Annotated in this window: 1 protein-coding gene; it reads left to right on the top strand. The window is 65.9% G+C overall.

The window, feature by feature from the left end; all coding sequences use genetic code 11:
* Positions 1 to 28: 28 nt before the first annotated feature.
* On the top strand, positions 29 to 17059 hold the full coding sequence (locus IVB46_RS23210) for a leukotoxin LktA family filamentous adhesin (RefSeq protein ID WP_247308725.1): 17031 nt from the start codon (positions 29 to 31) through the stop codon (positions 17057 to 17059).

Below are 17059 nucleotides of genomic sequence, written 5' to 3'. Positions count from 1 at the left end.
GCGCGAATGCCGATGAAGAGGATATGAAATGCGCGGACCATCTGCGACGCGACACAATGACGAGCTGACGACGCTGCGGAGGCTGGCGCGCTTCCGCTCGATGTCGCTGCTCTGCGCGATGCAGATGGTCTTCCTGCCGGTGTTCAGCGTCCGCCTGCAGGCGCAGACGGCGAACGTGATCACCCCGGACGGCCGCACCGGGACGAGCCTTCAGACATCAGGCAGCGTCACCAACGTCACGACGTCGACGATTTCGGGCAACAACGCCTTCAACTCGTTCTCGCAGTTCAGCGTCGGGCAGGGCAACACCGTCAATCTGCAGCTGCCGACCGGCACGCAGAACCTCGTCAACATCGTTCGCGACGCCCCGGTCTACGTCAACGGCACGCTGAACTCCTACATGAACGGCGCGATCGGCGGTAACGTCTATTTCGCCGACCCCAAGGGGTTCGTGGTCGGCCGCAGCGGCACGGTGAATGTCGGCAGCCTCAACGTCTCGACGCCGACACGCGAGTTCACCGACAGCCTGATCGGCGCAGGCGGGCAGATCAACCAGTCGGCGGTCGGCAATCTGATGGCGGGCTCGTTCCCGGTCTCGCCCGACGGCAACATCCGTATCTATGGCCGCATCAACGCGATCGACGGTGTGCGCCTGACCGGGCAGAACGTCTTTGTCGGCGGCGCCAGCCAGCGCGACATCGCCAATCTCGACCACGCCGCGAAGTTCGCAGCCTCCGTCAACTCCAAGGGCCTGCGCAGCGCCAGCGCGATCACCGTGAGCAACGGCTCGATCCATATCGGCGCCGTCAACAATGCCAGGGTCAACGGGCGTCTCACCGCGCAAAGCAAGAGCGCGACGCCGAGCAACATCACGGTTCAGGCCGGCAACAACATCGATGTCGGCAAGAAGGCCAATCTCAACATCGCAAGCGCAAACGGCAATGCCGGAGAGATCCGCCTGAAGGCGGCGCAGAACCTGACCGTCGCGGGCGGCGCCAGGTTCGATGCCAGTGCGAAGACGGGCAATGCCGGTCTCGTCGACTTCAGCGCGAACGGGATCATCGACATTGGGAAAGGCATCAAGGTCGATCTCAGTGCGGACAACGGCAAGGCCGGCACGCTGCTGATCGACCCGACCGACGTGGTCGTGGGTGATGCCGCTCAGGGCGACACCGGCGTGACGCTGTCGAACAGCTCCATCGTGAATGCGCTCGCCGGGCTCAGCGCCGGTGCCGACTACCTCATCCAGGCCGATCATTCCATCACGCTCGCCGCGCATGCGATGATCGATGCCCGCCGTCTCGATGGCTCCGGCCATTCGACCGGCAACGCCAACAACGTCATCATCGACGCGCCGAACATCGAGATCATGAATGGCGCGCAGATCCTGGCCCAGTCGGTCAACTTCGGCGGGACCACCTACGCCGACGGCAACGTGACGCTGAGGGCAACGGCGAGCGACATCAAGCTGTCCGGCCAGGCCACCGCCACGACGGCGATCACGGTCGACGGCAAGATTACCGGCGGCATCGTCTCGATCACCGCAACCTCGACGGCCGTGTCGAGCTTCCTGAACGGTTCGGTGGCCGGTGATTTCGCGCTTGTCGGCTCGACGCTTGCCGCCTCGCTGCTCGGGCTCAATGGCGGCTATGTCGCGGCAAGCGCGACTGCGACCATCAACATCAACAGCCATGCCGACATCAACGGCCGTGGCGACGTCACCATTTCCGCGCATGCCACGGAGACCGCGTCGGATCCGGCGGTCGCCTCCACCTTGCTCGGCAGCCTCACGCCGGTCGCGGCCGGCGTGGTCGTCGGCAAGATCGACGGCACTGCCACGACCAACGTGGCCTCGGGCGCGACGGTCAACGCCGGCGGCAACCTCGAGATCAAGGCGCTCAACGATGCGACCATCGCCATCTCGGCCCTCGCGGCGTCGACGAGCGCGCAGATTGTCCCGACGGTGGCCTATTCCACGGGATCGGTGACAACGACCGCCAACGTCGCGACCGGCGCGCATATTGCTGCCGGCACGGTGAACACGAGCGGCAGCACCCTGAAGGTGCGCGCGATCAACAACAACTCGTTCTCGACCAGCGCAACGTCGGTTGCGGCGAGCGGGCCGAATGCGAGCGGCGCTGTCGGCGCCGCGGTCGCCATCAGCGACGTCACGACGTCTGCGACCGCGACGCTCGGCGCATCGCTCGGAACCAGTGCCGGCGACCGGATGAACGGTTCCGTTCTGGTCGAGGCGACGTCCGACACCACGAGCAATTCCACGATGGCCTCGGCCATCGCCGGCCTGCCGGCGCTGGTCGCGGCCATCCAGGAATTCGCGGTCTCGAACGTCGCTTCGCCGACGCACTTCGTCATGGACCACATGACCTCGCTGGTGCCGCTGAGCTTCGATTTCAAGGTCGCAGGCGCACTCTCGCTTGCCAACAGCACGCAGAGCGCGACCGCTGCGATCGCGCAGAATCCGAGCGGCGGCGCGCCGAGCATCTATGCCAGCGGCAACGTCGCTGTCGCCAGCAACGTCATCGATCGCGGCGTTCGCAGCAATGCGACGTCCAGCGCGATCACGAAGGACGTGTCGACAGGCGAGGGGACGGCGATCAGCGCAGCCGTTGCCTGGGGCAATTTCACCCACAATTCGAACGCCTATGTCGGCAACGGCACGCTGATCAACGCGGCCAATATCGCCGTCGATGCCACCACCGAATTGCCGATCACCAACACCTGGCTGAAGTGGGATGGACTGGGTGCGGTTCTGAGCCATCTCAACGGCAATCTCGGCGTCGGCGGCAACATCCTGACGAGTTATGCCAACGCCACGGCCGACGCCGGAGACACGATCGGCATCGCAGGTTCGCTGAACCATTTCGTCGTGAACAACAACACGACGGCGTGGGTGGCCGGTTCCGCCAGCCTGACTGCGACCTGCACGACCGCGACCTGCGGCAGCAGCTGGTCGGCCGGCATGGACAATGGCGACGTCCATACCTACAACGCCAGCATTCAGATCGCGGCCACCACGACCACGGCGTCGATCGACGCCGCCGGCAATGTCGGCACGCTCGGCTTCCTGTTCGGCAACACCTCGGGCGGCTCCTCCGTCGGCGGCGCGCTCAATCTCGTCCAGTTCAACACCAATACCATCGCCGGCGTTTCGGACCGTGCGACGCTGCGTGCGGCGGACGACATCGCCGTCAACGCGATCACTTCCGACCGGTTCGTCGCTGTCGCACCGTCGTCCGGCAAGGCTGCCGGCACGCTGGCGCTGAACGGCATCACTTCGCTCGGTTTCCTGAACAACACGACGCACGCGTCGATCTCGAGCCAGGCCACCGTCTATGCCCCGACCGTCGGCATCCTGGCGCAGCAGGATCTGTCGGTCGTGACGCTGTCCGGCGCGATGAGCTATAACGGGAGCGGCGGTTCGGCGGTCGGCTTGTCGGTCGCCTATCTCGGCGCAAATACCGACACCTCCGCCTATATCGGCGACAACCATTCCGACATCCGGCCCGGCGTGTTCAGCGCCAACGATCCGTTCGCCGGCACCAGCGGCGGAAGCGGGGCGGTCAATGTCGACAATCTGACACTCAGCGCGACCACTTCGGGACGCATCACCGCGGCCGCCGTCGCAGCAGCCGTCTCCGATCCGGCATCGTCCAGCTTCTCCGACAAGGCAGGCGCTGCCGGCGCCGCCTCGACCGGAGGCGCAGCCGGCGTGACGACGGCGGCGGGCAAGATCGGTTCGACCTCGGGATCGAGCACCAGCGGCTTCAGCCTCGATCTCGCCGGCAGCTCGTCGGTGAGCGACGTCTCGCTCGGCACAAGCGCCTATATCAGGAACACGACGGTCAACAAGTACACCACGACCGGCGCCGTGCTGACCAACACGATCGTTCAGGCGCTGAACGACACCATGCTCAACAATGGTTCGGGCTCGGCGGCGCTCAATCTGGCCGGAGGGTCCGCCACGGGGGCTGCGATCGGCGGCGCGATCGCGGCGGCGATGTCGAACAATGCGACGCTCGCCTATATCTACGGCACCACCATGAACAACCAGAGTTCGGTGACGGTGCAGGCGCTCAATGGCGGCTCGGAGACCGTCGTTGCCATCGGCGTGGCGGGATCGAAATCCAATTCGGCGTCGCTGTCGGCCTCGGTCGGCATCATCACCGACAGCGCCAACGCCTATATCGAGAGCTCGACGATCACGGGGCAGGCGAGCGGCGTCAATCGCGCGCTCGAGGTCGACGCCTACCAGACCACGAACATCGCGATCGGCGGCGGCTCTCTCTATATATCGGGCGGCCAGGCCGGAGTCGGCATCGGGCTGACCTATGCCTCGATCGCCGATCCCACGGGCGGAAACGCGACCGACGCGCATATCCGCAGCACGGCGATCTCGAATTACGACACCCTGTTGGTGATGGCCGACAGCGCCAGCGTGATTGCGGCCGGTGCGGCCTCAGGCGGGGGCGGGGCCAGCGCCAACGGACTTGCCGGCGCGATCGTCGTCAGCGAGATCACGCCGACCACGACAGCCTATATCAACAGCGGCTCGACGGTGAGCATCAATGTCGGCCGCGTGACGGTGCTGGCGGACAGCGGCGCGGTGTCGGCGCTCGACACTGCGCTCGGCAACCTCGTCAAGAAGTCGAACAACAATCTTCTCGCGTCGGATACCTGCACGGTCGCCGGTGGCACGGGCGGGCAGAACTGCATCGACTTCAGCGCGGCTGCGCTCAACGGCGGCACGGGCAACGGTCCGGGAGCCAGCATCGTCTCCGTTGCGGGTCTCATCCAGGCGGGCAAGAACAATGTCGGCGCCTCGATCGTCTACAACACCATCGCAACCACGCATTCGGCCTATATCGCCAACGTCCTGATGACCGCCGGCAGCAACGGCAATGTCAGTGTGAGCGCGGTGGATTCCTCCAAGATCCAGGCGGTCACGATTGGCTTCGGCCTTGCCACCGGCCAGTTCGCCGGCGTCGGCGGCACCACGATCAGCTCGATTGCCAACACCGTTTCGGCGGCGATCGGCAACAATTTGTCCAGCACGACGCAATCGTCCGTCACGGCCCGCAACATTTCCGTCAACGCGACCGACAATTCCAGCATCACCGGAACCGCCGCCGTCGCGGGCGCCTCGACGCAAGGCAGCGCCGCGGGCCTTGCGCTCGTCTACAGCAGCATCGCCAACAATGTCAGCGCCGGCGTCATCGGGTCCAAGCTGACCGCATCGGGCAACGTCGCGGTCGGTGCGAACTCGAATGCCAGCATCTCGACCGTCGCCGTCGGTATCGCGATGTCCTCGCAGGTCGGGCTGGCCGGTTCGGTCGCCACCAATCTGATGGGGACCAACGTCACCGCCAGCATCACCGCCGCCGGCACCAACGGCATCAACGGCGCCGACGTCACCGCCACCAACAATGTCGGCGTGACCGCCGGCAACAATGACAAGGCGGCCGTGTTTGCCGGTGCCGTGTCGATCAGCAAGGGCGCCGCCGGCGGCGCGGGCTCGCTGGTCACCAACCAGATCACGGGAACCACCGCGGCCTATATCAGCGGCGCGAACACCAAGGTCGACGCGCTCGGGACCAGCAGCACCGATACGCTGTCGGTCAACAGCGGCACGCTCGCGCACGCCTTCGATCTCGGCACCGCCCACGCGCCGACCGACACCACGCCCGACCTCACCGAGACCCAGGACACCGTGCGCGGCCTTGCCGTGGTCGCGAGCTCGCACCAGGCGGTCGTGACCAACGTCGCCTCGGTCGCCGCGAGCAGCGGCATCTCCATCATGATCAACCCGATCACCAACGTGATGAGCGGGCAGACCCGGGCCTATATCGACAGCGCTTCCATCGACACGCGCCTGACCTCGTCGACGCTGGCGCCGCAGATCGAGGTCGCCGCGTCGAGCTTCTCCTATTCCGGCGCGTTCGGTGCCGGCATCGTGGCTCCCACCGGCAACGGCGGCGGCGGTGCGACCATCATCAGCACCACGATGCAGCGCGGTACGTTTGCCTACATCACCAATTCGACTGTCGGCGGCGTGCAGTCGTCGAGCGCGACAGTCGGCGCCGTCACCGTGAAGGCCAATGCCGAGCAGGACGCGTCCTCGATCGCGATCGGGTTCAACACCGGCTCGGTCGGGCTGAACGTCTTCCAGGCGACGACGGAAGCCTATGTCGATGGTGGCGCGCTGACGGCCGCATCGCTGACGGTGAACGCCACCAACAACACCGGCATCTTCTCCGCGAACGGCTCCGGTGCCTATGGCAGCCAGGCCGCGATCGGTGCGGCGTTCCTGGTCCAGGTCTCCTCGAACCGGACCGAGGCCTATGTCGGCGACGAATTCCACTATCAGGGCAACGGCGCGGCGCATACGACCGCGCTCAATCTGAGCGGCGCGCTCGACGTTGAGGCCACCACCAAGAACCGCTTCGAGGCCTATGCAATCGGCGGTGCGCTCTCGACCGGCACGGCGGCGATCGCCGGCATGGCCAACATCGAGATCGCCAACAACACCACCATCGCCGGCGTCTACGACACCACATTGCAATCGGTGACGGGTGGTGCGGCTGGCGCGGTCACCATCAACGCGACCGAGGACGTGGCGATCAAGGAGATCGCGGGGGCGCTCGCGGTTGGCGCCAGCGGGGCAGGGGTCGGCATCGGCGCCGCCGCCAACGTCATCAGCTTCAAGAGCCAGACCATTGCGGAAAGCCGCAACAGCAATCTGAACTCGGCTGGCGCGATCAACGTCAATGCGCTCAGCACCAAGGAGGTGCTGTCCTACGCGGTCACCGCGGGCATCGGCGGCAGCGTCGGTATCGGCGCGACGGTCGGCGTCATCATCATCGGGACCAACACCGCCGACGCCGGCACCCAGGGCCAGCAGACCGGCCAGCTCAATCAGGGCAACAACGGCACCATCGCGTCCGTGAACAACGGCACCAACCACACGCAAGGCAGCAACGCGGTCGCCAGCGGCACGGCCGGCAATCCGAACAGCGCCAACGTCAGCTCGACCTACGACGTCAGCAGCGTGCTGAGCGGCGGCAACGACGCCGTCGTCGCGCAGATCGCTGGCGGCAACGTCACGGGCACGCAGGTCAATGTCACTGCCACCAGCGCCAATGCGGCCAAGATGTATCTGCTCGGCGCCGGCTTTGCGAAGAATGTCGGCATCGGGGCCGGCATTGGCTACACCAGCGTCAACAGCACCGTGCTCGCCAATCTGAGTGACTACGGACGCAACGGCTCCGGCGTGCTGGTGGCCGCAGATACGCCCTTGGCCGTCTCGGCACCGATTGTCACCGTTGCGGCGGTGGTCAAGGACGCGACCACCGGACCTTATGCCGGCAAGACCATCGACACCGAGGCGATCGCCGGCGGTGCGGCGCTCTACTTCGGCGCCGATGCGGCTGTCGCGGTCGGCAATGTCAGCAACTCCGTGGTGGCGATGCTTGGCGGCCAGATCACCGGCACGGGCGGCACCGGCACTGGCGCCGCCGTCATGGCGCAGGATTCGACGACCCAGGTGGTCTTCACCGGCGGCGTCACCGGCGGTGCCGTGGCCGTCGGCGCTTCGGTCGCGTCGGCAAGCCGAACGAGCTCGGTCGCTGCGAGGGTTCTGAACGGCTCCACCGTCAACGTCACGACTCTGGCAGTTGGAGCAAGCGGCGCCGGCACCTTGACCACGACGTCCACAGCTCTTGGCGGCGGCATCGTCGCGGGCGTCGGTGCGGATGCGGAGGCCCACGAGAACTCGTCCGTGTTGGCGGAGATCGGCAGCAGTGCCTCGATCACGACGTCGGCGGCCGGCGTCGGCACGCTGGTGTCGGCATCGATCGCGCCCAACCTGTCGAGCGAGGCAATCGGCGTCTCGGTCGGTGGCGGTGCCGTCGGCGTCGCCATCGCCAAGTCCACGGTCGGCGCCACGGTGACGGCCGATGTCGGCGACAATGTCAGCTTCTCGGGCGGTGCGCTCGCGGTAACCGCCATGGCGCTGGTTCCGACCGTCGGCACCACGACGTGGGCCAAGGCGCTCGCCGGCGGCGGCGGCTCGCTGATCGGCGCACAGGGCAGCCTTGCCGTGGCGTCCGAGAACGCGACGGTGAGCGCCTATGGCGGGACGGGGATCCGGCTTCCCAACGCCGACGTCACCATCGCGGCCGAGAACGACAGCGCCCAATACGCCGAGGGGACCGGCCTTTCGACTGGCTTCCTGGCGCTCGGTGCGACGGTCGCGCAGACGTCGTCGAACGCGCACACCTACGCCTATCTGGGTGCGCCGGCGGACATGGATAATCTCAACCACGGAAGTTACACGGGCATCCTCCGGATCACGGCCACCGGCACGGATACCAACGTGTCCAACGCGACGGTCGGCGCAGGCGGCACCTATGCCGGCGCGGCAGCGGTCGCCACCACCAGCTCGACCGCCGTGACCAACGCACGGTTCGACGGTGGTGCGACGGACGACACGCTCTATTTCGGCGGCCTCCGCATCAATGCCAAGCACACCACGAATTACGCCGCCAGCGGCGACGCCTATCAGGCCTCGACGGCCGGTGTCTCCGCCGGCAAGGCGCAGAACGACGTCGACTCCACCACCACTGCCGAGATCGGAACGCACCTGATCATCAATTCGGCGGGCGGCAACATGGTCGTCATCGCCAACGACATCGTCAACCAGGGCGGCGGCGGCGCGCGGTCGGGCTCCGGCGGCTCGTTCTCGGGTGCAGCCGCACTCAGCACGTCGACCGTCACCCAGCACGTCAACACAAATATCGGGGCCGGCACGGTCCTGAGCCTCAACGGCGATCCGCGGACGTCGGCGGCGTTCATCAATATCGAGGCCTACAACACGCTGAACACCAACGATACGGCGAGCCTGGCCACGGCCAGCTTCTTCGCCGGCGGCGGCGCCGAATCCAACATGACGGCGAACGCCACGCTCGCGGTCAACATCAATGCGCGCGAGCTGTTCAGCGTGGGCAAGATCTATATCGGCACGGCGGCGAAGATGGCGGCGGCGAACAACGCCAATGCCAGCCTCTACGGCGCGATCGCGGGCGTCGGCGCCAGCACCAACAGCTGGGTCCACGCCAACCAGTCCGTCAATGTCGGCGACAACGCGAAGATCGCGGCCTGGCGCGACATCACCATCTACGCGGGCCTCGCCGGTGACGGCAGCGTCTTCAGCAGCGTGCAGGCGACGGCAACGACGGTCGTCTACAACAACACCGCTATTCCGATCTCCGCGCTCTATCGCGGCACGGCCAACGCCGACGACACCACGAGCCTGACGCTTGCGCCCACCTCGAGCGTGCTCGGTGTGCGCGACATCTACCTGGGCGCAACCCAGGGGCAAGTCACGGCGGCCGGCAACGGCAGCAACTACAATCCGTATCTGGACATCTTCAGCGCCAAGAACAGCGACAATCACAGCCACACCAGCGGAACCGGCGATGTCGCGCTCAATGGCACGGTGGTGGCCGGCGTCAACAACGATGTGACGATCACGATCGAGCTCGGTGCGGCCGCGCCGACACTGAGCACGACCAGTCCGTATACCCTGCTGACAAACGGCTCTTCGTCGGTCCTCGAGCTCGTCCCCGACGTCAATCATTTCAGCCCGGTGATGAGCTGGAACCACCAGACGGTCCAGTATGCCGTCGTCGGCAACTTCAATCCCTACCAGCTGGTGGTCAACCAGCTGGCGACGCTGACCGGCCTGACCGCGGCGCAGGTCCGCTCGCAGCTCGCGGCGGCGACGCCCACGTCGCCCGCGAGCATGTCGCCGTCCGGCACCGATCCGACCGGCGACATCCAGCGCCAGATCGACACGCTGATCAAGCAGGCGCCGTTCACCTCCGACGCGCCCGGCAACGCCTTCGCGTTCGGCGACATCCTGGTGTCCGCCGGCAACGTCTCGATCCTGGCGCAGAAGCTCACCGGCAACAGCGGCACGAATCCTGCCGCGCCCGCGGTCATCGCGCGCAGCTCGCCCTTGATCAAGATCGAGAACAAGGGTCTCGACTTCATGAGCCTGGGCAATCTCACGGTCGCCGATGTGACCGGAGGCAACATCACTTACCGCCAGATCGACCATGTCGACCCGGATTCGCACTCCAACGTGACTTTCACCGCGATGCCGAGCGCCTCGCCGGTCATCGACGTCTCCGCCACCTACAACCGCCTGGATCCGGACTCCGGCCAGGGTATCGACCAGAACGGCAACGTGCTGACCCGCACGCCCGACATCTATTTCAACGGCGCCGTCAACAACGCGAACGGCCTGCTCAAGATCATCAACAATCTCGGCAGCGTCGTCGCATCGCAGTCGCTCAGTGCCGCGACCGTCCAGATCGTGGTGCCCAAAGGCACCTTCACCTTCCTCGGCGGTATCGGGAGCTTCTACGACAGCGGCAGCGCGGTCACCTCGCAATGGGCCACCACTGAAAACAGGCCGGAAGACACGCTGACCGCGGTGATGACGGCGGCGACCTATCTCGGCGCCTACGGCGACTACTATACCGCTCCGCATATCGCTTCGGGAACCGATCACCCCTATTTCTATTACTGCTGCACCGACGGCAGCCACGGCGTGTATCAACCCGTCGGCAACGCCGACGCCAGCACGATCTTCACCGCGCGCATGCTGATGACGTATTACGACGGCACCTCGCTCTATTCATCGATCTTCCTGCCGGTGGGCAGGGGTACGCCTGGGAACACCAGCACTCCCGATGCCGGCAGCGTGCCTGACATCGCGACCCTCAAGATCATCGAGGGGCAGTCGCAGGACTCGTCCAATGTCGTGCTCGCGCAGTGGAAGAAAACGACTTATGACGGCCGCAACGTCTACACCGATAGCGGTCCGTACAAGACGCCGTTCAACTGTGCGTCAGCCTGCGACAGCTCGGGCTTCTTCCAGGTGATCAACATCCAGCCGGATGCGATCACGCCGAAGACCGCGGACGCGCCGGCCACCGCGACTGCCACCCGGACCATCAGCGGCCAGGCGGTCATCATCTCGGCGTCGGTGATCAACATCAACGGCACCATCCAGGCCGGCTCGAGCAGCAATTACTCGGTCGACATCGGCGCCGCGGCGTACGATGCCATCTACGGCAGCAACGGCCTCAAGAACCGCAACGGCGGCGCGGATTTTGCCGCGGCCCAGGCCAATGCGCGGAACGGCGTCTATTACGACATCTCGGGCTCCGTGACGGCGTCGGCCAGCGGCGACGCCAAGATCGGGGTCAGGTACAACGCTCTCACCGACCAGCTCATCCTGAATGGCGTGGCGCAGGGCGCCGGCGGCTACGTCTACCTCAACGGCAAGATCATCTCGACCTCGACCGACAGCACCCAGACCCAGGGTAACATCGAGATCAAAGGCGGCGCCGGCACGGTCACCGTCAACAACACCAGCGGGCTCCAGCTGGTCACCAACACCATCAATACCAGCGTCACTGCCCAGAGCGTGGTCGAGATCGTCGACCAGCTCAAGGGGAAGACGACGTGGTGGGTTTATGATCCCAAGGCTGCAAGCAGTCAGCAGGTGTCGCGGTACGAGACCAACAGTGTCACTGCGGCCGCGATCGACCCGTCGATGCTTACGGCCAGGACCGGTACGGCGGGCGTCCAGTACCGGACGCAGGAGAACATGCTCTATCAATGGGTCGACACCGCGACGCTGGATCGTCTACCCACCAGCACGCAGTTCGACTACGGCTGGAGCTTCACGCCCAATCAGGTCACCGGCGAGAACTGGACCCGCTCGACCAACCTGGTTTCAGGCACGCAGAGCAGCAACTATCAGAAAGTCACCACCGCCACAGGCAGCTATCACTGGGCGGGAGGCGTGAACCCGGATGGGAGCCCCGTTGGACTCAACACCCATTCCAACGCGTGCTGCGGCGCGGACGCCCAGTACAACTGGTACCAGGCGATCTATGATCACCTGACGCTCACGCTGACCAACACGGTCAAGGCGTCGAACCCGATCAACATCAAGTTCATCGGCGGCAGTAGCAGCGACGTCGTGGTCAATTCGACCTCGGGCATCGTCATCAACGGGTCGATCAACAACCAGCAGGGCACGACGACGCTTGCCGCCACCGGCGCCAACTCGTCCATCACGGTCGCCGCCAATGCCAACAACCCGGTGATCTCGGGGACGAGCGTGACGCTTCGGGGTGACGGCGGTATCGGCACGCTCGGCACCAACAAGGCTCCCGTCCAGGTGCAGATCTATGGCGGCAGCCTGACCGCCAGCTCGATCGACCGCGACATCGCGATCTCGGCGATCGGCGCGCTGTCGATCAATCAAGTGAAGGTGAATTCGGCAGGCACCACGCCGCAAGGCAGCGTCTTCCTCTCGGCGACCGGCGACATCAACTCGGCGTCCGCCTACAACATCGCCAATCCCGTCGTGATCGGCAAGAACATCGAGATCAACTCCACCTCCGGCGCGATCGGCGCGAAGAGCGCCGTCGTCAACGGCGCGTCCACCCTGACCAACATCAATCCGCTGGTGATCCAGGCGACAGGGACGATTCAGGCCAACGGCACGGTCGATGGCGGCGTGCTCGACAGCGCCTCGGCCACCGGCACCTACATCATTCAGTCAAAGGGCGATCTGCGCCTCGGCACGGTCCAGTCGACCGGCGGCCCGGTCTTCCTGGAGGCAGCGGGCTCCGACAACAACCCGGCCAACATCCTGAACGGCCGGGCGGCAGTTGGTCTGACCCAGGCGCAGAGCCAGCATCTTCAGGACGTCCAGGCCAGCCTCGACCTGCTCAGCGGCAACGCCGCCACCAATGCCGTCAACAGCTACCAGTCGATGGTGACGTCGGCCTACAACGACTACTTCCAGCTCAAGAACATCGCCTTCCAGGACGGCAGCACCTACAATCCGACCTCGGTGGGGCTGACGGTGCTGCGGGCGCAGGTGGCTGCCAAGCTCGGCATCATCGATCCCGCCAATGTCACGACCACGCAGATGCAGGTCGAGGCCACGACGCGGTTCCTGCGGGATCAGTTCCTGCTCGGCAAGATCACCACCGACGAGCTCAAGACCTCGCTGACAACATTGCTCGGCACCGCTCCCACCGATCCGCTGGGGACCGTGTTCGGCAGCTCGCTGTCGTCGACCCTGTTCACCAAGCTGTTCGACGGCGTGGCGACAGCCAATCAGCGCATGCCGAGCAATACGGCGCTGCAGACGGCGCTTGGCGCCTATAATGCGAACTACAGCTACACGCTCGCATCGACCGAGCGGGTCTACAGCATCATCACCGCGGGCTCGCAGTGGACGCAGAGCCAGCTCGCCTACACGGTGTCGTCGTCGGCCGTCGGCGCGGCACCGCCGCCGATCGACGAGAACGTCGTGGCCAATGTCAGCGCCAACCAGATCATGCTCTACGCGCCGCGCGGCTCGGTCGGCAATTCGGCAGCGCCCCAGACGTTCACCTTCACCAGCGTCGATTCCTCGTCGCTGACGCCGGAGCAGAGGGGATTGCTCGCCACCGCCGGTCCCGGCCAGCTCACCGTCGGCGCGGTCACGGACCCGACGACCCATGTCACGACCTATACGGTCAGCCTGTCGCAGCAGAACCTCGTCGTCGTCGACAACCCGATCGCGATCTCGGCCAAGGCGCTGACGAACATCTATCTCGGCAGCAAGAACAGCCTCGCGCTCGGCGGCGTCACCGCGAACTACGGCCCGATCGCGGCCGCGCAGGCCAACGGCATCGAGGTGACCGGCCGCGGCGACGTCAAGCTCGACGCCGTCAACAGCATCTCCGCCAACGCAAGCGGGGCCGTGATATCAGGTGATATCGGCAACCTGACCCTGATCGCCGAGCACGGCAATGTCGGTGCCCCCTCGGGAACCGCCGGAAGCAACCCCGCGAACAATACGAACGCGCTTCAGATCGCGTTCGCGGATCCGTCCAACGACCAGCTCGACCAGGTCTCGTCGGCGCAGGGCATCTACCTGAAGCAGACCACCGGCGATCTCATTCTCGGCAACATCGCCGCCGGCAATGCGATCCAGCTCGCCGCGACCGGCAGCATCTATGCCGAGGCCGGCTTCACCGATCGTACGGCGATCCACATCCTGGGCGCCGACCTCGATCTGCGCGCCGGCGGCAACATCGGCTTCAACGGCTCGACCTTCCAGCCGCTGCAGGTGAATATCTCCGGCGCGGTGACCGGCTCGGCGGTCGGCGACCTGAGCATCCTCGCCGTCACCGGCGATCTCATGGTCGGCACCAGCGGCACCTATGGGATGCTGACGGCCGGCGGCGCGCTGACGCTCAACGCCGCGCGCGGCGGGCTCACCGTCAATGCCGACATCACCAGCGGCGGCCTGATGCAGCTGCTCGCCAACCGCGGCATGAATTTCGCGGCCGGCACCAGCGCTGCGCCGGTGGTTGCGACCAGCAGCTCGGACGGCGTCACTCTTGTTGCCGCGACGCTGACGATGGGCGCCTATTCGGCCATCAACGCGGCCGGATTGATCTCGCTGACCACCACGGGCGATGCGACGATCGGCCAGCTGAACTCGTCGCTGTCATATGCGGCGGCCTCGAACGCGCCCTCGATCATCGTCACCGCCGGCGGCGTCGCCTCACTGGGCGCGATCATCGACAATGGCGACGGCCAGACCAGGTTCGTCGCATCCGGCGCGGGCGCCGAGCTGTCGCTGAGTGCATCGAACGGCATCGGCAGCGCGACGATGCGGCTCGGCTTCAACGCCGCGCTGTTGAGCGCAAGCACGAGCGCCGGCGGCATTTACCTGAAGGCGCTGACCGACACCGAGGCGAGCCTGCTGTCCGCCGTGAACGGCAGCGTGGACATCCTCGGCACAGGCGGCCTGACGCTGGCCCAGGTGCTGGCGGGCACGGCGACGGGCGCGAGCGGCTCCTTCAGCGCCGTCGCGAACAACGGCAGCATCGTCATCGGCACCGCTGCCAGCAGCGGCTCGCAGACGGTTCACGCGACCCAGAATGTGACGTTCAAGTCGCTGACGACGACCGGAAATGCCGGCGACGTCGGCAACATCAACGTCACCGCCGACAACGGCTTCATCCTGGCGCAGACGGTGACGTCGGGCGGCGTGACCACGCTGGGCTCGGTCTCGGCCCACGGCTCGGCTACGCTGCTTGCGGCCACGACCATCACCGGCAACACGCTCGCCGCCACGACCGGCTCGGCCGTGCTGACCGCGACCGGCCCGATCGACTGGAACACGCTCAACGTCGGGACGACGCTGGGCGCGACGGCAAGCCAGGGCAGCATCACCTTCAAGACCGCGCAGAGCGGCGGCACGCAGACCATCCGCGCCCATGACAATGTGACGTTCAATGCGCTGACGACGACCGGCATCACGGGCGATGCCGGCAGCATCAACGTCACCGCCGACAACGGCTTCATCCTCGCGCAGACGGTGACGGCTGGCGGCGTGACGAGCCAGGGTTCGGTCTCAGCCAACGGCTCGGCGACGCTGCTTGCGGCCACGACCATCACCGGCAACACGCTCGCCGCCACGACCGGCTCGGGCCTGCTGACCGCGAGCGGTCCGGTCAACTGGAATGTCCTCAATGTCGGCACGACGCTGGGCGTGACTTCAAGCCAAGGCAGCATCACGTTCCAGACGGCGCAGAGCGGCGGCACGCAGACCATCCATGCCCACGACAACGTCACCTTCAACGCGCTGACGGCGACAGGCATCAACGGCGACGCCGGCAGCATCAACGTCAATGCGGATAACGGTTTCATCCTGGCGCAAACGGTGGTGTCGGGCGGCGTGCCAACGCTGGGCTCGGTCTCCGCCAATGGCTCGGCGAGGCTGATCGCGGCGGGGACCAACACCGGTCATAACCTCACGGCCACGACCGGCAACGCAGTCCTGAGCGGCACCGTCGTTCGTTGGGATAATCTTAGCGCGGGCGGCACGCTCGACGTCACCGCGACGGCCGGAGGGATCACCGTTGGCACCGCCATCAGCGGCGGCACGCAGACCCTGCATGCCGTCAACGATATCGTCTTCAGCCAGCTCACCACGACCGGTATCCCGGGCGATGCCGGCGACCTCTACGTCAAGTCCGACACGGGCTCGCTCCTCGGCGGATCGATCACGGCCAACGGCGAGACGCGTTTCGATGTGGCCGGATCGGTCTCGTTCGACCGGATCAGTGGCGACATCGTCAAGATGACGTCGTCGGGTGACCTGACGATCAACTGGGTCAGCGTCGTCCGGGAGCTCGACCTGGCGGCTGACACGATCAACGTCAGGGGCGAGCAGATCCGTTCGAATCCCGCGATTCCGCTGATCATGAACATCACCGGCTATAACGGCGGCGTCGCGAAGTCCGCCAACATCTCGATCGATCCGGACAGCATCATCGTCAACCAGTTCAGGGTGGTGGACGCGAACTTCTGGACCGACGCGCATGCGGTCACGATCCTGAACGGCTATGTCCCGGGCCAGCTCATGCTCACCACCGCGACCCAGCAGGTGCTCCTGAACAACCGGACGCTGGCGCCGACCAACGGGCCGACGCTCCAGCTCTACCAGCCGGGCGGCGTGTTCACGATGAGCCAGATCGGCAACGCCAATGTCAGCAACGCCTACGTGGTGTTCTACACCGGCGACGTCTCGGCGAGCGTCACCAATTACGGGCCGACCCACACCTGCTGCTACGACTTCACCGGTGCCAGCATGGTGCGCAACATCCCGGTCGACGGCGAGGGCAAGGAGAGCATCGAGACCTGGCTCGCGAAGAAGGATGGCGGGACGTTCTATTTGCTCGGTCTCTCCGGCCAGGCGCGGCTCGATGCGCTGCTGACGCCGCGTCCGGTCGAGACCATCGGCTCCGGTCCCGCCGTCAACATCGAGGGACTGAGCGACCTGCGCAAGCTGCGCCGTCAGGGGCAGCGCGTGGGTCGCCCTGGCTGGAAGGATGCGGCGGTCGAGACGGCGAAGCCGTCCGTTGGCCGTCTCGCACAGGCATGGTAA

It is taken from the genome of Bradyrhizobium sp. 61 (assembly GCF_023073075.1).
Taxonomy (GTDB): domain Bacteria; phylum Pseudomonadota; class Alphaproteobacteria; order Rhizobiales; family Xanthobacteraceae; genus Bradyrhizobium; species Bradyrhizobium barranii.
This window is presented reverse-complemented; position numbering and strand designations above follow the sequence as displayed.